The 19,185-nt window shown below is 41.5% G+C and carries 22 protein-coding genes; 20 read left to right on the top strand and 2 right to left on the bottom strand.

Annotated elements, in window-relative coordinates; all coding sequences use genetic code 11:
• Position 1 precedes the first annotated feature (1 nt).
• The 6 genes from OH456_RS17330 (at position 2) to OH456_RS17305 (ending at position 5,478) form a co-directional block, all read left to right on the top strand.
• Positions 2-724 carry a tetratricopeptide repeat protein gene (locus OH456_RS17330; protein WP_270033950.1) on the top strand — a complete coding sequence of 241 codons (723 nt, stop codon included), beginning with the start codon at positions 2-4 and terminating at the stop codon, positions 722-724.
• 2 nt (positions 725-726) lie between these two features.
• Positions 727-1,209, top strand: coding sequence for a TadE/TadG family type IV pilus assembly protein (locus OH456_RS17325; protein ID WP_063606277.1), 483 nt, complete (start codon positions 727-729; stop codon positions 1,207-1,209).
• On the top strand, positions 1,196-1,756 hold the full coding sequence (tadF, locus tag OH456_RS17320) for a tight adherence pilus pseudopilin TadF (protein WP_270033949.1): 561 nt from the start codon (positions 1,196-1,198) through the stop codon (positions 1,754-1,756). Before OH456_RS17325 ends, tadF (OH456_RS17320) begins: the two co-directional genes overlap by 14 nt.
• 4 nt (positions 1,757-1,760) lie before the next feature.
• Positions 1,761-3,317 (top strand): TadE/TadG family type IV pilus assembly protein, encoded by a 1,557-nt coding sequence (locus tag OH456_RS17315; protein ID WP_270033948.1) that lies wholly within the window; start codon positions 1,761-1,763, stop codon positions 3,315-3,317.
• An 8-nt stretch (positions 3,318-3,325) separates the two neighbouring features.
• Complete coding sequence (locus OH456_RS17310) at positions 3,326-3,979, top strand: OmpA family protein (protein ID WP_270033947.1); 654 nt, start codon at positions 3,326-3,328, stop codon at positions 3,977-3,979.
• A gap of 104 nt (positions 3,980-4,083) precedes the next feature.
• Positions 4,084-5,478: a hypothetical protein gene (locus OH456_RS17305; RefSeq protein WP_124939780.1), complete on the top strand. Its 1,395-nt coding sequence runs from the start codon at positions 4,084-4,086 to the stop codon at positions 5,476-5,478.
• A 2-nt stretch (positions 5,479-5,480) separates the two neighbouring features.
• Here OH456_RS17305 and OH456_RS17300 read toward each other — a convergent pair whose 3' ends face one another.
• Both OH456_RS17300 and OH456_RS17295 read right to left on the bottom strand, forming a co-directional pair.
• On the bottom strand, positions 5,481-5,996 hold the full coding sequence (locus tag OH456_RS17300) for a transglycosylase SLT domain-containing protein (RefSeq protein WP_164491409.1): 516 nt from the start codon (positions 5,994-5,996) through the stop codon (positions 5,481-5,483).
• Between the two features lie 364 nt (positions 5,997-6,360).
• Positions 6,361-7,212 (bottom strand): LysR family transcriptional regulator, encoded by an 852-nt coding sequence (locus OH456_RS17295; RefSeq protein ID WP_252038040.1) that lies wholly within the window; start codon positions 7,210-7,212, stop codon positions 6,361-6,363.
• Between the two features lie 326 nt (positions 7,213-7,538).
• Between OH456_RS17295 and OH456_RS17290 the strand changes: the two genes are divergently transcribed.
• From OH456_RS17290 to OH456_RS17225, 14 genes are read left to right on the top strand one after another with little or no spacing between them, the layout of a single operon-like run.
• On the top strand, positions 7,539-7,763 hold the full coding sequence (locus tag OH456_RS17290; RefSeq protein ID WP_006070719.1) for a Flp family type IVb pilin: 225 nt from the start codon (positions 7,539-7,541) through the stop codon (positions 7,761-7,763).
• An 18-nt stretch (positions 7,764-7,781) separates the two neighbouring features.
• Positions 7,782-8,222, top strand: coding sequence for an A24 family peptidase (locus tag OH456_RS17285; protein WP_164491408.1), 441 nt, complete (start codon positions 7,782-7,784; stop codon positions 8,220-8,222).
• A 9-nt stretch (positions 8,223-8,231) separates the two neighbouring features.
• A complete protein-coding gene (cpaB, locus tag OH456_RS17280) occupies positions 8,232-9,077 on the top strand; it encodes a Flp pilus assembly protein CpaB (protein WP_006070717.1) in 846 nt (281 codons plus the stop codon).
• Positions 9,077-10,438: a type II and III secretion system protein family protein gene (locus OH456_RS17275; protein WP_443088639.1), complete on the top strand. Its 1,362-nt coding sequence runs from the start codon at positions 9,077-9,079 to the stop codon at positions 10,436-10,438. Before cpaB ends, OH456_RS17275 begins: the two co-directional genes overlap by 1 nt.
• On the top strand, positions 10,435-10,920 hold the full coding sequence (locus OH456_RS17270) for a hypothetical protein (protein ID WP_252038039.1): 486 nt from the start codon (positions 10,435-10,437) through the stop codon (positions 10,918-10,920). The genes OH456_RS17275 and OH456_RS17270 overlap by 4 nt, the downstream gene beginning before the upstream one ends.
• On the top strand, positions 10,920-12,155 hold the full coding sequence (locus OH456_RS17265) for an AAA family ATPase (protein ID WP_006070714.1): 1,236 nt from the start codon (positions 10,920-10,922) through the stop codon (positions 12,153-12,155). Before OH456_RS17270 ends, OH456_RS17265 begins: the two co-directional genes overlap by 1 nt.
• Positions 12,152-13,426: a CpaF family protein gene (locus tag OH456_RS17260; protein ID WP_006070713.1), complete on the top strand. Its 1,275-nt coding sequence runs from the start codon at positions 12,152-12,154 to the stop codon at positions 13,424-13,426. The genes OH456_RS17265 and OH456_RS17260 overlap by 4 nt, the downstream gene beginning before the upstream one ends.
• The gene (locus OH456_RS17255; RefSeq protein ID WP_006070712.1) at positions 13,426-14,331 is read left to right on the top strand and encodes a type II secretion system F family protein; all 906 of its coding nucleotides are present in this window, start codon (positions 13,426-13,428) and stop codon (positions 14,329-14,331) included. The genes OH456_RS17260 and OH456_RS17255 overlap by 1 nt, the downstream gene beginning before the upstream one ends.
• The gene (locus OH456_RS17250) at positions 14,328-15,179 is read left to right on the top strand and encodes a type II secretion system F family protein (protein ID WP_006070711.1); all 852 of its coding nucleotides are present in this window, start codon (positions 14,328-14,330) and stop codon (positions 15,177-15,179) included. The genes OH456_RS17255 and OH456_RS17250 overlap by 4 nt, the downstream gene beginning before the upstream one ends.
• A 1-nt stretch (position 15,180) precedes the next feature.
• Positions 15,181-15,894: a tetratricopeptide repeat protein gene (locus OH456_RS17245; RefSeq protein WP_031494400.1), complete on the top strand. Its 714-nt coding sequence runs from the start codon at positions 15,181-15,183 to the stop codon at positions 15,892-15,894.
• Between the two features lie 5 nt (positions 15,895-15,899).
• Positions 15,900-16,385 carry a TadE family protein gene (locus OH456_RS17240; RefSeq protein WP_006070709.1) on the top strand — a complete coding sequence of 162 codons (486 nt, stop codon included), beginning with the start codon at positions 15,900-15,902 and terminating at the stop codon, positions 16,383-16,385.
• A complete protein-coding gene (gene tadF / locus OH456_RS17235; protein ID WP_006070708.1) occupies positions 16,385-16,909 on the top strand; it encodes a tight adherence pilus pseudopilin TadF in 525 nt (174 codons plus the stop codon). The genes OH456_RS17240 and tadF (OH456_RS17235) overlap by 1 nt, the downstream gene beginning before the upstream one ends.
• A gap of 1 nt (position 16,910) precedes the next feature.
• A complete protein-coding gene (locus tag OH456_RS17230; RefSeq protein ID WP_124939775.1) occupies positions 16,911-18,482 on the top strand; it encodes a TadE/TadG family type IV pilus assembly protein in 1,572 nt (523 codons plus the stop codon).
• A 5-nt stretch (positions 18,483-18,487) separates the two neighbouring features.
• Positions 18,488-19,153, top strand: coding sequence for an OmpA family protein (locus OH456_RS17225; RefSeq protein ID WP_062459588.1), 666 nt, complete (start codon positions 18,488-18,490; stop codon positions 19,151-19,153).
• Positions 19,154-19,185: the final 32 nt, after the last annotated feature.

Genomic DNA, 19,185 nt, shown 5'->3' with positions numbered 1-19,185 from the left:
AGTGATTAGAAAACCGTTCTATATCGTCTTAGTTTTACTGATTTCGCTAGTCGGATGTCAGTCAGCTCCATCTCCAGAGCGTGAGCAACAGGACGAAATTGCCAGTATGGAAAAGGTAAAAAACTATGATGGTTTGATTAGTTACTACAAGTCTGAGTTAGAAAAAGGATCGAAAGATCCTCAAGTCAAAGAAAAGTTGGCTTGGGCCTACTTTCATAAAGGTGACCTAGAATCTGCCGATTTTTACGTCCAGCACTTACAGAAAGAAGGTGTCAAAAATCCAAGTTTGTACCAGTTAGAGGGGCAGGTTTTTGACGCTAAAGACGACACTGATAATGCGATTAATGCTTATTTAGACTCTATTAAATCGGGTAATCAATCCGGTCAAGTTCATGTCTTGTTGGGCGTATCGTATACCAAGGCTGGGAGCTACAAAGAAGCCTACAAGCAGTTGAATGAAGCAAGATTACGAGGTTATGACGACGTTGTCATTAAGAACAATCTAGCGATGATTCATATGGCAAATGGTGATTACCAAAAGGCGGTAGAAATGCTTACTCCTATCCTCAAAGAAAACCCGAGTAATAAGACCGTAAAAGCAAACTTAGCCATTGCACTTATGAAAGTGCAGCAGGTGGATGCCGCGAGAAAACTGCTAAAAGGTGAGTTTTCTGACCAAGAATTGCGTGATATTAGCGCCGAACTCACTCAGTACCGGAGTTAACAATGAATCGCCTGTACAAACAGAAAGGAGTTACAACGGTTGAGTTTGCTTTGGGAGCCATCGTACTCATCTTCGCTACATTTGCTATTTTCGAATCGAGTTACCAAATCTACGTCGTCAATATGACCGAGTATTCGCTGAGGGAAACGATTAGGAACACCAAAATCTATGAAGGAAAGGGCATCAATCAGCAATACGAAGCAAAGTTTAAGACGCTTATCGAAGACGATAAAAACTTATGGCACTTCTTAATCGATAGCTCGAGATTTTCTATAGATGGCAAGTACTTCAAAACCTATGACGATTTCATTGCTAACCGAGGGCATTCGAGCCAAGGGTTGAATTTCAATTATGACTTGGCAGAAATCACAGTTACTTATCATTACTCTCCAATGCTCAAGTTTTGGGGAACGTCTGATAGCACCATCTCTCGTACTATGGTGCTCAATTTAGAACATGAGGGGTGGAAAGATGACGCTCCATAACCACGGTGTTCGTTCCAAACATCGCCAAAAAGGGTCCTTCGCGATCGAATTAGCGTTCGTCATGATGGCTTTGTGTGCTATCTACCTCTTTTCGACAGATTTGAGTCATCAGCTTCTAGTTCGAGCTAAGTTGGATCGCTCGAGCTTCGCGCTCGCCAACGTGATCAAAGAACGTACTCGCTATTTCGATGCTGATGTTGCTGCCGGAAAGAATCTAGCAGTAACCAGCTCTGATCTAGTCAACCTTACTCAAGTTGCTAGTCGAATGCTAAATACAGCACCTGGAAACGTAGCACTTAAAATTGAATCGCTGACCAATAAAACGACCGTGGTTGGGTTTACTAGTAACAAATTTAATAGCTTAAATTGTCAGACTGACCCACTCCAAGATCACGCTGATTTAGCTCCGGTGGAAAAAGGGGTTATCTATCCGCTGTATCGAGTGAGCATATGTCAGCAACAACACTCTTGGTTTGAACCCTTTATAAATGGCGGTACCAGTACCACCGTCAAAATTGTTTCATCCTCAATACTGCCCGGGAGATAGTGTAATGAGAATGCAGCGTTATCAGCATCGAAGTCTCCGTCGCCAGAAAGGAGTCGCCGCAATTTGGATGGGATTGATGCTTGTACCCATAATGGGATTTACATTTTGGGCAGTCGAAGGGACGCGTTATGTTCAGGAAACCAGCCGTCTAAGGGACGCTTCTGAAGCTGCTGCTTTAGCGGTAACCATTGAAGATCAACCAACGCTCGCTAACAATCTTGCGACTAAATATATTGAAAACTACGTGCGCGATATCAAGTCAACGGCACTGACCGCGCAGCGATTTCATCAGGCAGAGAACCAAAATGCAGGTGTTCTGGAGTATATCCAATATACAGTTAACGCTAAAACGACACATGATTCTTGGTTTGCGAGTAGCTTTATTCCATCATTCGGTGACCAGCAAGATCTAGCAGGACGCTCCTTGGCGAGAAAATACCCAGTCTATTTGGGGGATAATAATATCGATATCGTGTTTGTTTCCGACTTTTCTGGTTCTATGGAATGGACATGGGGGCAAAACAGAAGTCGAAAGATCGATGATCTCAAGCGCGCAATCAATGAAATTGCGGACAAAATTCTTTGCAACCCCAGAGACTCTGATGCCCATAATGGAAATGAAGCGAGTACCTGCGATGAGAATAATGGTGAACTGGCCGATAAGGTTAAAAACAGGATTGGTATTGTACCTTACAACATTCGTACGCGGGAAAAACACGCTAATGGAACCGTGTCCTCTGTTAGCCAGTTAAGATACAAAACGGGTGTTGATGTGTTGTACCCCGAACGAACCTTTGAATCCGTTAATTGGAATAAGTGGCGTAGATACACTGGTAGACAAGTTTACAACTGCTCGGTTGATAGTTATTACTGTCCGAGTCGTACTGATGATGAACGCAATGAAGCTAATCGAGTCGTTCGAGCCCTTAGCATTAAGCCTTATTCTAACCAGCGCTATTACGTTGATTCTTATAAATATGTAGATTTCTCTGCCACAGTGTCACAAATGATGACCAATCATTTTCCTACAGTTTCCACGTATTATCGTGTTGACCGCAACAATCTGTACTGGGGATTTGGTGATAGCTCATTTAATCAGTTTCACAATATATCCTTGACTAACAATATCGATAATCTTGCGCCACTAAGCTCTATGCGGGCCAGTGGGAGTACCGCGGCGTTTCAAGGAATATTAAGAGGAGCTCAGATACTAGCTGACGGTAACCCGAACAGTACTGATCTGAAAGAACAGCAAGCATACAACCAAAAAATAAAAATGCTGCTCATATTAAGTGATGGTCAAGAGAGCCCTAACAACGGCATTTTGAGGGGACTGGTGAATGCTGGTATGTGTAATAAAGCAAGACAGCAAATACCCGGTTTATACATAGGCGTGATAGGTATTAACTTTCAAGCGTCTCAACAAAGTGGTTTTCAAGACTGTGTAGTTGACCCCAACGAAGACATTATCGACGTATCCAACCTCGATGAATTGATTAAGAAGATAGAAGAACTCATCCGCAAGGGCTCTAAAACAAGCGGAATAACTAAGTTGTACTAGAGGAAAATATGAAGAAGTTAGTGATTGGTGCACTTGTCATGTCGATGTTGCCATACAGTTTGGCCGCGAGTGCAGGAGAGGGGCAAAGCATTTATTGCGATAACACTTTTAATGAATTTCAGCACAGTGTGACAGTAGGGAATATCACGGGTATTGCGCAGCATCGAAAAGGCTTTTTGCAAATAGAACAAAAGTCAGATGACAGTGACTTAAAAAAGCTGTTGGCCGGGAAATCTAGTCTTGCTTTAAGTCAGTCAGGCTGCACCACTTGGATAGGTGATGAGCACGGAAAGGCTAAACAAGGAGGCTTAGTGGCACGTCTTCATTTTGGTTTTGACCAAGCCAATCTCACTCCCATGGGCGATGAAGCATTAAATCGTTTAGCAGATACGCTAGGGAAACAGGCTAGTAATATCACTATAGACGGGCACACCGACAGTACTGGACCCGAAGGGTATAACCAAGCACTTGGGCTGAAAAGAGCGTTAACAACCTCAGATGGCCTAATCTCAAAAGGCGTGGATAAGAATCATATTGTTGTGCGTTCCTTTGGCGAAACCAAGCCGATTGCGACCAACTCGACGACAGAAGGGCGAGCGCAAAACCGACGTTCGGAGATATGGGTTTCTTCCGATAGCACGGTTAAATCAGTGAACAAGTGATTCAATAACTAAGTGGTCATCTTGCTGTTTAGGGAAGTTGCCACATCAAACTGAATGGAGTCATGGTGGATAGCAATAGAGTGGCAGTGGATAGATACAAAAGAATGATCGCCATTATGGTTGTGATGACTTGGAGTGGTGTCGTTGCAGCGTCGGAGCTTATTGATTTTGAAGAACGAGACAAGTTAAACAACATTAACTCTTCGTATGAGCAGCAATACAGTGAGTTGAGAATCGATGAGAATATAGCTCGATTTAATAAGTTGAATGCAGACATTGAATCAACCAAGATCAAGCTCGACAACAATATAGAAATGATAAAATCAGAGACGTCTAGGCTTAAGGATAAACTGGTGGAAGGCGTCTACGACGAATCGTTGATTCTGACTCTTCGTAACTTATCAGCGAAAGTCAACTCAATGAAGCATCAGATAGAGACTGCAGGAAAGCAACTTGCTGAAACTAAAAAAGAACTGTCTCATGGCCAGCAACAAGCCGCTCAGGTTGAAAGGGTTAAGAATGATGCAATTCTCGCTCTATATGAGCAAATAAAAAGCCGTCATATGAATGAAGCTAAGCAAGTAGTTAAAGATACATATGAGGGTAGTTTGCAATGTAATGTGGCGGAGAGCCTATCGACTTGTGTAAACCGAAATCTACCGTCGATAAAAAATGCATTTGTAATTAGCAAAGGTGGTTTATCTCGTATTAAACTCACTGGATTCAGAGTGGTCGATGCAACACAAAGGTTAAATGGTGATTTAAGCTTCATTGCTGATGCGAGTTATAAACACAGTTACAGCACTAACACTGAAGTTGAGCTTAGGAAAGCACTAAACTTGGATAATGTGCGTTTTGTGTTTCGATCTAACTCCTCTAAAACAAGTTTTTATATTAACGACCAGAAGGTCGGTTCTGGTGAACGTGTTGATGTAACTGGTAATTATGTTGGAGTCTACAGCGTGCGTGCTGTAAATAATGGAAAAGCACAGTCGCTAAAACTCAACTTAAAGAATGGTGGAGATTATTTCTTCCCATTTGCTAGCAAAACAAGCTCGGACAAGCTTGTTTTAAAGGAAACGAGCAATGCGATCAGTCGTACCATACCCAGCAGTCATAAAACAAAGTTTACTAAAAGCGTTCTAAATCCAAGCAAGATTAAGGAAGCGACATCAGCTAGTTCAAAAAATGAAACGCATTATACTAATAAGGTAATTTATAAAGATCAGGCATTTACCTATTTATCACCGAGATTTCAGGGGAACAAAAAGTCTCATGATCTATTCCTAAATCGTGAAGACGCTATTCAATATTGTGAGCAACGTTTGTCTTCTAAACTACCAACGCAAGCCGCTTATCAGTATTTAGAGCTATATACGGACCTTGCACCTGGAGATTATTGGACTCAAAAAGGTAAGGTGTATTCTTCGGAAAAACATGAAGAACTAGATAAAGCTTTTGATACTAATAGGTTTATTTGCATGGTAAGTATGAACTAACCTTATCGGTTTAGATATCGACTTTGCATTTCTACGACACGCGCAACATAGTTGCGCGTTTCTTTTATTGGAAACTCTTTAGTCAGCTTAACATAAAGTTGCTCAGTAGTGAGTTGACTGACTCTAAAAGTAAGGTGTGATAAAGATTGGGTATCGAATCCATATTTCATCAGATTGCTAAGGCCGCAGTTGTAAGCTGCTATGACGAGTAGCTTTCTAGAGTTTCGATCTCTTATATTGCGAAGGTACACGGTATCAAGAATACTAAGGTAAGCAGTTCCGATATCGATGTTAGTTATAGGGTCAAAGATTTGTTGAATGGAATAGCTCACACCCCCTCTGTATCTTTTTGCGACTTCTTGCGCCGCTCCATCTTCTGTTATCTGCATTAGTCCGTACGCATAAGCAGGGCTTTGTGCTGTAGGATTAAAATAACTTTCGACATGGATTACAGCATAAATCAAACTGGCATCAACGTTCCATTTTTCTGAAGAAGCGCGGATAATTGGTTGATACAAAGTGCTCTTAACACCACCCGCTGTGATATTGGGCGAGGGGAGAGGTTGATTTTGACTCCTGCCTCCACGAAGTTGGATAATATTATGATTAGACTGAGATGGATTAATTGTAGTCAATCTTGATTTAGCCGAGCTTTGACTCTTGAGTTTCTCTGAAGAAGAACTGTTGTCCGAGACAACCTCTATGTATTGCTTTCCATACACATTATTTTGATATAGTAGAAAAACTACCGTTAACAATAAGTATAGGATACTACGTGAAATTATTAGCATAAGAGAATAGCAAGCAAGAAACCTAAAATTTAAGCTTAGCGTTCTTTTGAAAAATGGAGTGTATTGGTTTTGATACTATTAAGGAAACATGTTATTTCTTCCTTAATCGATCATGTAGCCATTGATGGTGAATGCTGTAATCACCATGTTGAGACCAAATTAGTGATGCATATATCTGTCGGCCAAATAGTAATGTTTGATCGTTAATCATCATAATTGAATCTCTTTTTATATGATTTTCAACAAGGTGCTGAGGAAGAAACGCTATTCCTTTTTTTGCTAAACATAGCTCTAGAATTGTAGATGTATCATCCAGAACCCAAATATTGTGCCGAGCAATACTGGAGATATCAATGATGTCTTCGCTACCGTCGATGAGCAAAAGCCTTGCGGATATATAGCTATTGGTTTCAGAGAAATCCTTATGTGCAATCCAATGACAATTAACCAAGAATAACTCATCGACGTTGAAGTCAAACTCTGTCTTATGGTAAGGGTTTCCTATGGCGATATCTATTTGATGGTTGTTAATATATTGCCCAAGGATATAGCTCGGTTTTGTGACAACTGTAAGTTCCGTATCAGGATAGATTTCAGAAAATTCCATTAGTGTGTGCTTGACATTATGGTCAAACACGAGTGGGTCGATACCTATCCTTAATTTACTTTCATCTTTAAAGCTCAGTGCTTCTGCAACATTAATAAGCTCCATATATTTTGACACAATCGGTGTTGCTAATTGAAAGATTTTCTTTCCTCGAGAAGTCAATTCAATAGAGTTGTTTTTTCTCTCTAATAAGTCATAACCAAGCTCATTCTCTAGGTTTTTGACGGCGCCACTAATAGTTGACTGAGATTTAGCAAGTTTTCTGGCGGCCTTGCTAAATGAACCATTAGTAACAACGGAGTGAAACGATAGCAAATTGTCGAAAGGTAGCTTCATACATACGCTCTACGATAAGGTAAAGTAACGATTTAAGCGTAACAGTCTATTTGCAAATAGAATGTCATATTGAGAATAGTGTGATTTGTGTCACACTATAGATGGGCGATTTGAGATTTTAATTTTTAATGAGAATTAAGAAATTGAAAAGTAAGATATTGAAAATTGCGAAGGTTTAGTTATTCCTAATTATAAATTACTAAAAATAGTTTATTTATGTTTCTCAAACGCTATCGGTAATTCCGATAGCGTTCACTTTTGAGACGGTGATCCAATGCCTACCTTTACTAATGCCAAGGGCAAACAGTCATAAAAGGAATAGGATTATGTTGATGACATTATACGTAAAAGCTTTGTCATTTTTGACCACGCTTAAGAATGATGAACGCGGTGTTACCGCAATTGAGTATGGGTTGATAGCGGTGGCTATGGCTGTACTCTTGTCTGCAGTTTTGGTGTTTGGTGAAGGTAATATGCTCGGAGAGCTTCAACAAGCGTTTGCTGCAATATCAGGCGACATTAACACCACTACTGGTTTAACCGCCCCTTAGTTGCACAGTGGTGATCTAGTGTTTAATAGCATTCTGCTAGCATCAATCGTTGTTCTATTGGTACTGATTTCAGTCTCTGATATTAGGAAAAGAACAATACCAAACTCTTACATCGCGATGCTAGCAGTATTGTCACTATCACTTGGGTTTCAGTATTATTCACCAGAATATCTTTTCAATTACTTTCTTCTAATTACCATTCTGCTAACGACTTTCTATTTTGGCTGGATGGGTGGTGGCGACGTTAAGTTAATAGCAATATTAGCGTTGGCATTACCTAGTGTTATAACAGTAGTAGCACTTTGGTTAACGATGATATTTGGTGGTGTATTAGCCGTCGTTCGATTATCGCAATACCGCTTTAGCCTAATTTCAGCGAAGAAAGATCAACGCGGATTACCCTATGGAGTTGCAATATCTATGGGTTTCTGCTTACCACTGATATATATTTATATATAGGTAAACATTATGAAGTCGAAGATAATATTTGCTGTCGCATTTCTAGCAATATTAATTGGGGTTCTTGGCGTTTATTCAAGCATGAATAAGCCCCTACAACAGCCAGTGGTAGAAGAAAAACAAGCAGCGACTCCTACCATCGAACCTAAGGCAGAATATGTGACCGTTTGGCGGTCTACCGAATCTATTTCTAGAGGCGAGCCAATTAATTCATCCAAGGTCAAGCGAGAGCAATTATTACTCACTTCTGCTCTTGATGAAGGTATCCGATCTGATGTTGAATTGGATTTTGACCCTACAACATTATTCAATACCCCCATTTCATCGGGTCAACTTATTCTGCCCGAGATGCTCACTAAAAAAGATGCCCCAGGGTATATTGATCTTCTTGTTACCGAAGGCATGACACTTTACCCACTAGTGGTGAGCAGTAAAAACCTTATCAGCGACTTTATTCGCCCTGGAGAACATATTGATATTCTTACAGTAAGCTCTCCTAAAGATAACTTATCAGGAAAGCGTGAGAAACCAATTAAATTTAGAGGTGTCACGGCAACCCTATTTTTGCAAAATATCAAAGTGTTAAACATGGGCGGTTCGGAAGAAGAGCAAAGTGTTAAACCGGTATCAGAAAACAAAGAGGATGGTTTCACTACCATTATTATTGAAATTCCACCAGAGGAAGTGGCTCGGTTAGCTCTTGCGCAACGAACGATGCATCTCGAAGTTTATCGAAGCCGTGAATATCAAGAGCCTGTGTATGCGGATGTCAGAAATGTTATGGATAACTATATTGGCGTAGAGGAGCTAAGGGGCTCGCCCTCAGGAAACGACCGTTTTGGAGGGGATTTGTAATGGACTACAAAATAATGAGGTATGGATATCGTCTTACCGTAATTTTACTGAGTTTCTTCTTATCATCAATAGCTTACTCGGGTGAAACTTACATAACTGTAAATGATGCTAAAAATATAGAGCTTAGTGAGAGAATCACTAAAGTTTTTGTAAGTGATCCCGATATTGTGGACTACAACGTTATTAATGAAAACTCCATCGTAATATTCTCAAAAGCTGTCGGTCAGGCAAGGTTGATGATTTATGGCGAATCAGAAAAATTGCTCTATTCCGAACGCATCATAGCTGACATAGACCTGAGTCAAGTGCGTCGCCAAGTCGCGCTATTGTTCCCCGATACTAGTGTGAAAATTGAGTCCGTAGGTAACCAAGTTGCAGTGAGTGGTATCGTAAACTCTGAAAGAGAAAGAGACGATATTTATCGACTTGTTGCAACTTTACTCGGTCGAGAAAAACTAGAAAAATGGGATAAAGTCCAGAAGCTAAAGTTCCAGAACGACAATATTTCGATCGAAGAACCAGAGAGTATGATCTTTGAGAGGAACATGACGTGGGATGGGATAATAGAACGACTTGAAGTGGCGACCGTGCAACAAGTCAATGTAAAAATATCCGTAGCCCAAGTGACTGAGCGTTTCGCTGAGACGGTAGGTGTCGATTGGTCTTCGTTTGGTGCCAACGTTGGCCAGTTCTTGTTCCAGCAATTTGAAGCTGCAGACTTAACAACTCTCATTACTGCGCTTGGCAATGAAAACGTCGCACAAGTACTTGCTGAGCCCAATCTAACTGTTATCTCAGGCGAATCAGCAAGTTTCCTCGTAGGTGGGGAAGTCCCGGTGATTGTCTCTACCAATAACAACGTAAATATCACCTTTAAAGAGTTTGGTATCAAACTCGACCTTACCGCAAAAGTGCTAACTGAAGAAAAGATACGAATGCAGCTTTTTCCAGAAGTAAGTGAAATTGAGCGTTATATCAGAGCCGCGGGTATTGAGGTGCCTCAATTAGCGACACGCAGAGCTATGACCACCATAGAGCTAGGTGATGGTGATAGCTTTGTGCTCGGTGGTCTTATGAGTAGTGCAGACTTTGAAGAGATTCAAAAAACTCCCCTCATTGGCGATATACCAGTACTTGGTGCGGCGTTTAGAAAGTCTTCCACAGACAGACGTCGAACAGAACTGATCATTGTCGCAACGGTGAACTTAGTTAAGCCAATGAAAAGAAAAGACATCCAACTTCCGTACATCACCAAAACCAATACTTTACGCCGTTGGTTGAATATCTCTGAGCCTGAAGAAACGAATGAAGGGTCAAGCCCTACGATTGAGCTCTTATCCAAAGGAGGGTTTATCCAATGAATATTTCAATAAATACCTCAGTTTGGTTACTGCCTTTGTTGCTACTTCTGGGATGCAGTGAACGTTACTACAACGGAAAAGGGGCGGAGTATCTTGTTTATCCAGAGACCCATGTGTACGAGTTTACGGCTAGAGACAAGGTTGAAGCAACGAAAAAACTGGCTCAAATCTTTGACACGATCGACGACATTGATACTGGTCCAACTTATGTCATTGAATACAAAAATAATACTGCAAAGTCGATCTTGAAGGATTCGATGAAAGACCTCAAATATCTACCTTATCGAGCGGACGCGTTTTCAATGACCAAGAACGGTGCTCTCAGCTCAGATATCAAGGTGATAGTGACATTTCATAATTTAGCTAAAGCCAAATGCAAACCGATTGAAATCGAAACTCAGAATAGCAGCAGGAATTGTTTTTCAGAAGCGGCAAGAGTTCAGCAGGTGGCTCATAAAGAACGTCTGGTGGAGGGAATCTAATGTTCGATATCACTAAAAAACTTCCGGAGTCAAACAAACCGCAAGTTGGAACGTCGAGTTCCAATATTACTTGCTCGTTAGTTTATCAAACGGATGAATGTCGAAATTTGGTGGAAGAGCTGTTTGAGTTTGAAGGGTGGGATTGCCCCACTGGTATACAACAACATAAAGCAGACAGCGAGTTCTATTCGAAACAAGAGAGTAACTTAATTCTCTTGGAGCTAAATGAATCATCGAATGTTGTCTCGGATGCGCAAGCGGTAGCGGCCAAACTTCCAACCCATAAAGGCGTGATCGTTATAGGTAAAGAAGATGCCATCTCGACGCTGAGAAGCTTGAAAGAGATGGGCTTCTACTATCTTTTTTGGCCTATTAACAAGTATGAGTTCGCTGAGTTTGTAATGCATGTTAACAATGACTTGAAAGCTCAAAAAGGGGTGAGTAAAGAAAGGAGAGCGAAGCGAGTAGCGGTTGTAGGTAGCAAGGGTGGAGTAGGTACGTCGTTTATTGCTACGGAGCTTGGGAACAAACTGGCTGGCGAAGGCGTAGACACTATATTAGTTGACCATCAGTACAATGGAAGTGGAACCGATGTCTTATTAGGTCTTACAGAGTTTTCTGCGAGACAGGTCGATGAGCTATCTGTCCCTCTCCACGAGCTTGATTTGGAAGGAGCGTTAAGCTACCTAACTTCGGTATCTCCTGAGCTTCGGTTGTTGTCGCTTCAAGGAAGTGCAGACCAAAAGGATTTGTTGAATTACAACCAAACACTTTGTGAACTTTTAGTTCATAACACTAACTTCATTGTAGAGGATTATTCGGGCAGCGTTGATTTCCCACTCGATTGCGACATGTTAGTAAGAAATTACGATGTTATCGCCATTGTCATCGAGCCGACAGTTACCGCAGTTAGAAAAGCTAAAGCACTTATTTCAGATATTGATACCTCGCGAGACCTAACCAAGAAACGGACTCGAATTGTTACTGTGGTAAATCATCACCGACCTAATAATAACTTCCCAATCGCACATGATGATGTCACAAAATTTCTGGGCGCAAGCGTCGATTTGGACGTCGAATACTGTAAACAACTTGCTCATCTTCAAATCGATGGCAAGCGTGTGTACAAGCATGATCGTTCTGTGAATCGATCCATTGACCAGCTGGCGCGTTTAGTTAACGGCCAACCAATTAACACTAATAGGGGCATTTTACAAAGGTTGGGATGGAGATGAGTTCAAACAAGGAAGTCTACGTAGCGTTTCGGTCGCAAATCTTTGAAGCATTGGATCCTGAAGCAATACAAACGCTAAGTCAAAAAGAGGTTGAGAATCAAATTCGCAATGCTGTGGATGTGCTTGCGAACAACTTCGAACGTCCGATTACAGCGATGATGAAAAGTGGCCTCGTTAAAAGCATGATGGACGAGTTGTTTGGACTTGGGCCCATTCAATCGTTAGTTGATGACCCAACCGTAACCGATATATTGGTCAACAGTGCAACAGATGTGTTTTTCGAGAAAAACGGCAAACTACACCGCTCTGATATTTCATTTGTGAGTGAAGAACAGGTTTTAGCCATTGCGAAACTTATTGCTGCTAGGGTTGGTCGACGCGTTGATGAGCTCTCTCCAACCGTCGATGCTCGACTGGAAGATGGGAGCCGTGTAAACATTGTTATTCCTCCTATTGCCCTTGATGGCACTTCTATCTCCATTCGAAAATTCAGAGAACAGAACTTTGGCGTCGAAGAGCTTGTCGAGATAGGTTCGATGTCATTAGACATGGCGAGAGTACTATCTATAGCCTCACGTTGTCGGATGAATATTCTCATTTCAGGTGGTACGGGTTCTGGGAAAACGACGTTACTTAACGCCTTATCGCATTATGTCGAAGACGATGAACGCATCGTAACGATAGAAGATGCAGCGGAGCTACGATTACAACAGCCTAATTTGGTGAGACTAGAAACTCGCTCAGCCAGTATTGAGGAAACGGGCGTAGTGACGCAGCGGGATTTGGTGATAAATGCGCTGCGGATGAGACCGGATCGGATCATACTTGGGGAGTGTCGTGGCCCTGAAGCGTTTGAGATGTTGCAGGCCATGAATACAGGCCATGATGGCTCAATGTCGACGCTTCATGCTAACTCTCCTCGAGATGCCATTAGTCGTGTTGAATCTATGATAATGATGGCTAACCTCAACCAACCTTTAGATGCCATAAGGCGTTCTATTGTCAGCGCAGTCCAACTTATTGTGCAAGTAAATCGATTGAGAGACGGTTCTCGAAAAGTCACTAGCATTTCAGAAGTTGTTGGCCTAGAGGGCGAGAATGTGGTGATGGAAGAAATCTATCGCTTTAAGTATGAAGAGTCAGGCTATGGTGAAAATGTCAAAGGATCGTTTCTTACTCAAGGGATTATGCAGCGTTCTGAGTTGGTGAAAAAGTCACAGTTCTACGGTTTATACGAAGAGCTGATGATGTCTTTTAATGGAGTAAGATAATGCTTATTTGGATCTCGTTCATATTACTCGGTGTCGTAGCAATGCTTTTGGCCATGGGCAAGAAGGACAAGGTCGCGCAGTATTTCCCTGACACAGGCACGCAAGAAGAACTAACCTCTGCGATTAACTTAGGTACATTAGTGCCTAAAAAAGGGATCAAGCAAGCTCAAGAGTCATTTAAATTCTCAGTTCAAACATTGGGACCACGTGCCAACATCATGGTCGGGCTGTTCGTTGTGGCTAGTGTGGTTGCTGCTTGGTACATTGCGTTTGAAGTACTGAGTGCTAATCAGATTGTTGTCTTTGTCGTCGCACTGTTAGTGTTTTGGTTTCTAGGATACCAATGGCTATCAAATCGTCGTCGAGTTCAGTTTCAACAAACGTTTCCGGATGCACTTAATGTGTTAATGAGTGCGGTGACCGCGGGTGAAAGCCTAATGCAAGCCGTCAGTTTTGTCGGTCAGAATCTTGATAATGAGGTAGGTAGGGAATTCAAAAATATGGGGGATCGGCTCAAGCTCGGTGAGTCGCCAGACCAAGTGTTGCAGCGTGCCGCTAAGCGTTTTCCTTATCCTGAGTTTATCTTCTTTACTATTGCTATCAGAGCGAATATGAGCCGAGGAGGTCAGTTGAGAGGGGTCTTAGCGCGCCTGATTCGAGTCTTAGTCGACGCGAGAACAATGGAGACTAAGAAAATGGCGATGACCTCTGAGGCAAGGATCTCTGCCAAAGTTGTCGCAGCGATTCCTGTTATTTTTGCAGTCATACTCTATAACGTGAATCCCGATAACATTAACTACATCCTCCATGATCCCAAAGGTGTTTGGGTATTGTATTACGTTGTAGGTAGTGAGCTTGTTGGCCTGTTTATCGTTTGGTTATTGGTTAAGGCGGTAAGATTATGATCATTTTGATGAGCTTATTAGTGATTACTTTAACCATTACCTTTTTAGTTTTTGAAATGGTAAAGGTCAATGGCAGACAGAAAAAAATCAAGTCATTTATTTCTAAGTCACAAACACTAAGCCCAGTAAAGAGTAATCGTATAATTATTGGCTTTGCGAAAGAACAGCGAAAGGAACTAGAGCAGAAGTTACTTGATGCAGGTTATTACAACAAAAATCTGGCAAAGTACTATCTACCCACTAAATTTGCTGTCGCAGTATGTATATCGTTAGCAATATTATTCTTAAATATAGCAGTGCTTTATAAAGTAGTTGCAGTTGTCGTTGTTATGATAACGGTAATAATTCTTCCAGATATAATTCTCGATATCAAAAAGAAGTTAATGGTCAGAAAGATTTCACGAAACTTACCGTACGTATTAGATATCATGTCTGTATGCGTTCAAACGGGTATGACAATCGAAGCTTCTTTTGATTACTTGCATAAAGAATTGGCGGCATTTGATAGTGATCTTAGCTATCAAATCAAGAAAACATCAGATGCAGGAAAAATCCATGGCATTGAAAAAGCACTTAATGACCTAAACAATCGCTTGCCGGCGCCAGAGGTCCAGAGCTTTGTTTTAACCATAATTCAAAACCTTCAATACGGTACATCGGTTGCCAATATTTTGAGTGATTTAGCTGAAGATATGCGTCGGATTCAATTGTTAAAAGTTGAAGAGAAGGTTGGGAAACTCTCTGCCAAAATGAGCGTTCCTTTAATACTTCTCATTATGTTTCCAATCGTAATTTTAATTCTTGCACCTGGAGTGATGCAACTAGACTTCACGGACCTAAGGAAATGATATGGATATTCGAGGTATCTTGGTTTGTATAGTAACCATTTTTCTATTCGGTTGTGTGTCAAGCTCAACGCCTAGTAATCAAGACATTGTTAACAGCATGGAGCGTGTTGACAATCATGACGGACTTATTCAGCACTATAAGGGGCATTTGCAAAATAAACCTGAAGATAATCAAATTACCCAAGAACTTGCGAAAGTGTATTTTGATAAAGGTGATATTGAGTCGGCACAATTCTATACAGATCATTTATTAAATGACGGAGTGCAGAATTGGCAGCTTGCCCAACTGCGTGGCCAGATCCACGATAAGATGGGTGAGAACAGCTATGCTGAAACTCGTTACAAGCAATCACTGAAGTTGGGTAATACATCGAGTGATATTCACGTACTTTTAGGTATTACTTATAGTAAGCAGGACAAGTTTAATCAAGCCGAGCAAGAATTTAATACAGCAAGACTGAAAGGTCATAATGATCTAATAATAAAAAACAATTTAGCAGTAGTGTATTTAGCAAAAGGTGATTACTTCAGAGTAACTCAGTTACTCACACCGGTATTTAAAGAAAATCCAAGCAATCAAGTGGTGAAAGCAAACTTGGCTATAGCGTTCTTTAAACTGGGAAGAATTGATCAAGCCAGAGAGCTGTTAAACGATGAGTATAGCGACAGCCAAGTGTCGAAGATATCACGACAGCTCTACAAATCTGATGGGTAGTAGTTATGTTTATTCGGATTTCTCGTCAAAAAGGAACTTCAACTGTTGAGTTTGCTGTAGGAGCGGTTGCGCTGATATTAACGACGTTGTTGATTATTGAAGCAAGCTATCAAATATACGTAACCAATTTGGTGGAGTATTCGCTTCGAGAAACAGTAAGAAATGCTAAGGTCTATGAAGGTTCTAGTGTCCATGACAATTATAAAAATAGGCTTGATGAACTGATTACATCTGATGGCAAGCTATGGAGTTATCTAGCGCCACAGGAGAATTTTCAAATTACAGGGAAATATTTCAATTCATATAGGGACTTTGTCGATGATGTAGGCTTTTCGGAAGACGATGATGGTTTTCAAGAGGGCTACGCTTTGGCGGAGATAACCTTGGATTATCAATACACCCCAATACTCAATGTCCTCGGTGCATCTGAAAAAACTATTTCCAGAACAACTGTGTTGACACTAGAGCACGAGGGGTGGGAGGGAGAATAATGAAGTACTCTCATAAAAACCAACGAGGCACGTTCATTATTGAGCTTACTTTAGTTGTTATTGTTTTAATTGGAATTTTCCTTTTTACGACGGATATCAGTCATAAACTTTTAGTAAGAGCTCAGTTAGATAGGGCGAGTTTTGCTCTTGCTAACATCCTTAAAGAGCGCGCTCGTTTCTATAATGATCGCCTGGTTCTTAGTGACGGTGATAGAGATGACATGCATGCCTTAGCATCTAGGATGCTTGATACGGCAGAAGCAGACATAGCGATAAAGATAGAAGCGTTGCATAACACCGCGACGGTGGATAGTTACACCAGTGTCCAATATGGAGCGATGGGCTGTGAAACTACATCGATTGACCAAAAGTCGGACCTTGTTCCCACCGAGGATGAAACGGTTTATTCCTTATATCAAGTATCACTGTGTGAGCAAAGAGACTCTTGGTTCGCGCGGTTTTGGGGAAACACTGGATCGCCTACTTTAACCATCACATCTAGCTCAGTCGTGGCGGGGAGGTAGCATGAGTAGTATATGTAGACAGTGTGCACGGCGACAACGAGGCATTGCAGCCGTTTGGATGGCATTTACACTTATTCCAGTACTTGGAATGACGTTTTTTGCTGTCGAAGGTACGCGATACATCCAAGAAACGAATCGCTTACGAGATGCAGCACAAGCCGCTGCTTCAGCAGTAACAATAGAGGACCAATCTGCTAACGCGAATGAAATGGCAAAAGACTATATCCGAGATTACGTCAGAGACATTAACAGTGAAACAGTAGTAGCTACGCGTTTTTATCAAGCCCCTGACCCAGAAAATGATGTGGATGAGTTTATCCAATATACGGTTGAAGCAACGACTAATCATAATTCTTGGTTTGCTAGCAACCTGATACCAGTGTTTGGAGAAACCCAAGATCTAAAAGGGGTCGCTGTTGCCAAAAAATACCCGTTCAACCTAGGCGATAAGAATATAGATATCGTTTTTGTTTCAGACTTTTCAGGCTCTATGAGTTGGCAATGGGGTGGGAATTCAAGTGACCCGTGTACCGCGACGAACTGCAAGATCGCTGACTTAAAAGTCGCGGTTAAAGAGATTGCTGATAAGTTGCTCTGTAGTGACATACAAACTGATCCAGCAACTAACGAAGACTATTGCGCTGACGATGACCAGCCTGAACTCACAAGTAAGTTGGATAATCGTGTAGCGGTTGTGCCGTTTAATATTAGAACTAGAGAGTCTAATGGTAGCAATGTGTTTACTGTGACTCAATTGCGCTACCGAGACGATGTCGATGAAGACGATTCTCCTCGGACGTATGAAGACGTTAACTGGAACAAATGGCGAGAGTATACATCTGGCGAAGTATACGATTGCTCTCAGGATCGAGATGATTGTCCCAATGGCCGGAATGGTGAAAGGCGACAAGCACAAAGGCTAGTTAGTGTTTTTGATATTGATGAAGATGATAATGACCGGTCGTATCATGTTGAAGTTTATGACTATGTTGACTTTGATTTGAGTGTGGCTGAAATGTTCATCAACAAATTTCCAGATGCGCGTACCGAGTATCGTCTAGACAGTTTAGAGCTTTATAGAGGTTATGGAAGTTCTAACGAGAATCAGTTTTATTCTATTGACCTTACCAGCGATCGAACAGAAATTGATGTCATAGATGATATGTGGGCTGATGGGAGTACTGCCTCATTTCAAGGTATGCTACGCGGTTTTCAACATATGCTTGCCGGTAAACCTGATACTTCGGATGAAGACGAGTTGGCTGAGTACAATGACAAAATCAAAATGGTTTTGGTGCTTAGCGATGGGGTAGAAAGTCCAAACAACGGTATTCTAAAAGGGCTTGTTGATGCAGGTATGTGTGACAAAGCTCGAGAAGAAATACCAGGGTTGTATATTGCGGTGATCGGCATCGACTTTGCGGCGTCGGAGCAAAGTGGATTCCAAGATTGTGTGTTAAATCCGGATGAAGACATCACAGATGTAACGGATACCGAAGAGTTTATAGAAAAAATCGAAGAGCTAATTCAAAAAGGCTCACAAGGAACAGGCGAGACACGTTTATATGGGTGATTAGGATGTCGAAATTACAAGCTATACTAGCAATCGCAGTCGTTAGCAGTTTCAATGCCGTCGCTAATGAAGAAAGTGCTCACATTACAGAGTATTGTGGAGCTAAGCACTATGAGTATTCACATAATATAACCATTGGTGATATCGAAGGTGTGGGAACACATCGACAAGGTTATATGCAGGTAACGGAAACCAGCACGGATGATGAGCTTAAATGGCAGTTACTTAAGATGTCTGCACTCATTACCAATCCCGAGGAATGTTTGACTTACATATCGAATTTGGGCATTGCTAAGTTTGGTGAACCGACTGAAAAGGGATACTTGGTTGCGCGGGTACATTTTGCCTTTGATAAATACAATCTCACGCCTTTGGCTCACAAAACCTTAACTGGAGTCGCCAAGCAGTTAGCGGCTAACAATTTTGAGGTGACTGTAGAAGGGCATACAGACTGGGTAGGTTCTGATGAGTACAACCAAGCATTGGGGATGAGACGTGCAACGGCAACGGCTAATGAACTAGCCAGTAACGGGGTGAGGAAAGAGAATACAACGTTAAAAACATTTGGTGAATCTGAGCCATTAGCTTCGAATAAAACAGCGGATGGGCGATCTCAAAATCGACGTTCTGATGTTTATATACCGTTGGACTCGAAAGTAGATAATCAATAAATAAAGCCCAGCGAGATAGCTGGGCTTTTTTA

It is taken from the genome of Vibrio sp. La 4.2.2 (genome assembly GCF_027586995.1).
GTDB classification, from domain to species: Bacteria; Pseudomonadota; Gammaproteobacteria; order Enterobacterales; family Vibrionaceae; genus Vibrio; species Vibrio mediterranei.
Note: the sequence above shows the minus strand (reverse complement) of the source record. Positions and strands in the feature narration are given on the sequence as shown.

Excerpts from the sequence above, each read along its gene's own strand:
- OH456_RS17260 (WP_006070713.1), top strand. The coding sequence starts at position 12,152 with ATGAGTTCAAACAAGGAAGTCTACGTAGCGTTTCGGTCGCAAATCTTT.
- OH456_RS17230 (WP_124939775.1), top strand. The coding sequence starts at position 16,911 with ATGAGTAGTATATGTAGACAGTGTGCACGGCGACAACGAGGCATTGCA.
- OH456_RS17265 (WP_006070714.1), top strand. The coding sequence starts at position 10,920 with ATGTTCGATATCACTAAAAAACTTCCGGAGTCAAACAAACCGCAAGTT.
- OH456_RS17240 (WP_006070709.1), top strand. The coding sequence starts at position 15,900 with ATGTTTATTCGGATTTCTCGTCAAAAAGGAACTTCAACTGTTGAGTTT.
- OH456_RS17295 (WP_252038040.1), bottom strand. The coding sequence starts at position 7,212 with ATGAAGCTACCTTTCGACAATTTGCTATCGTTTCACTCCGTTGTTACT.
- OH456_RS17245 (WP_031494400.1), top strand. The coding sequence starts at position 15,181 with ATGGATATTCGAGGTATCTTGGTTTGTATAGTAACCATTTTTCTATTC.
- OH456_RS17275 (WP_443088639.1), top strand. The coding sequence starts at position 9,077 with ATGGACTACAAAATAATGAGGTATGGATATCGTCTTACCGTAATTTTA.
- OH456_RS17310 (WP_270033947.1), top strand. The coding sequence starts at position 3,326 with ATGAAGAAGTTAGTGATTGGTGCACTTGTCATGTCGATGTTGCCATAC.
- OH456_RS17325 (WP_063606277.1), top strand. The coding sequence starts at position 727 with ATGAATCGCCTGTACAAACAGAAAGGAGTTACAACGGTTGAGTTTGCT.
- OH456_RS17290 (WP_006070719.1), top strand. The coding sequence starts at position 7,539 with ATGTTGATGACATTATACGTAAAAGCTTTGTCATTTTTGACCACGCTT.
- OH456_RS17255 (WP_006070712.1), top strand. The coding sequence starts at position 13,426 with ATGCTTATTTGGATCTCGTTCATATTACTCGGTGTCGTAGCAATGCTT.
- OH456_RS17270 (WP_252038039.1), top strand. The coding sequence starts at position 10,435 with ATGAATATTTCAATAAATACCTCAGTTTGGTTACTGCCTTTGTTGCTA.
- tadF (WP_006070708.1), top strand. The coding sequence starts at position 16,385 with ATGAAGTACTCTCATAAAAACCAACGAGGCACGTTCATTATTGAGCTT.
- OH456_RS17250 (WP_006070711.1), top strand. The coding sequence starts at position 14,328 with ATGATCATTTTGATGAGCTTATTAGTGATTACTTTAACCATTACCTTT.
- cpaB (WP_006070717.1), top strand. The coding sequence starts at position 8,232 with ATGAAGTCGAAGATAATATTTGCTGTCGCATTTCTAGCAATATTAATT.
- tadF (WP_270033949.1), top strand. The coding sequence starts at position 1,196 with ATGACGCTCCATAACCACGGTGTTCGTTCCAAACATCGCCAAAAAGGG.
- OH456_RS17315 (WP_270033948.1), top strand. The coding sequence starts at position 1,761 with ATGAGAATGCAGCGTTATCAGCATCGAAGTCTCCGTCGCCAGAAAGGA.
- OH456_RS17305 (WP_124939780.1), top strand. The coding sequence starts at position 4,084 with ATGATCGCCATTATGGTTGTGATGACTTGGAGTGGTGTCGTTGCAGCG.
- OH456_RS17225 (WP_062459588.1), top strand. The coding sequence starts at position 18,488 with ATGTCGAAATTACAAGCTATACTAGCAATCGCAGTCGTTAGCAGTTTC.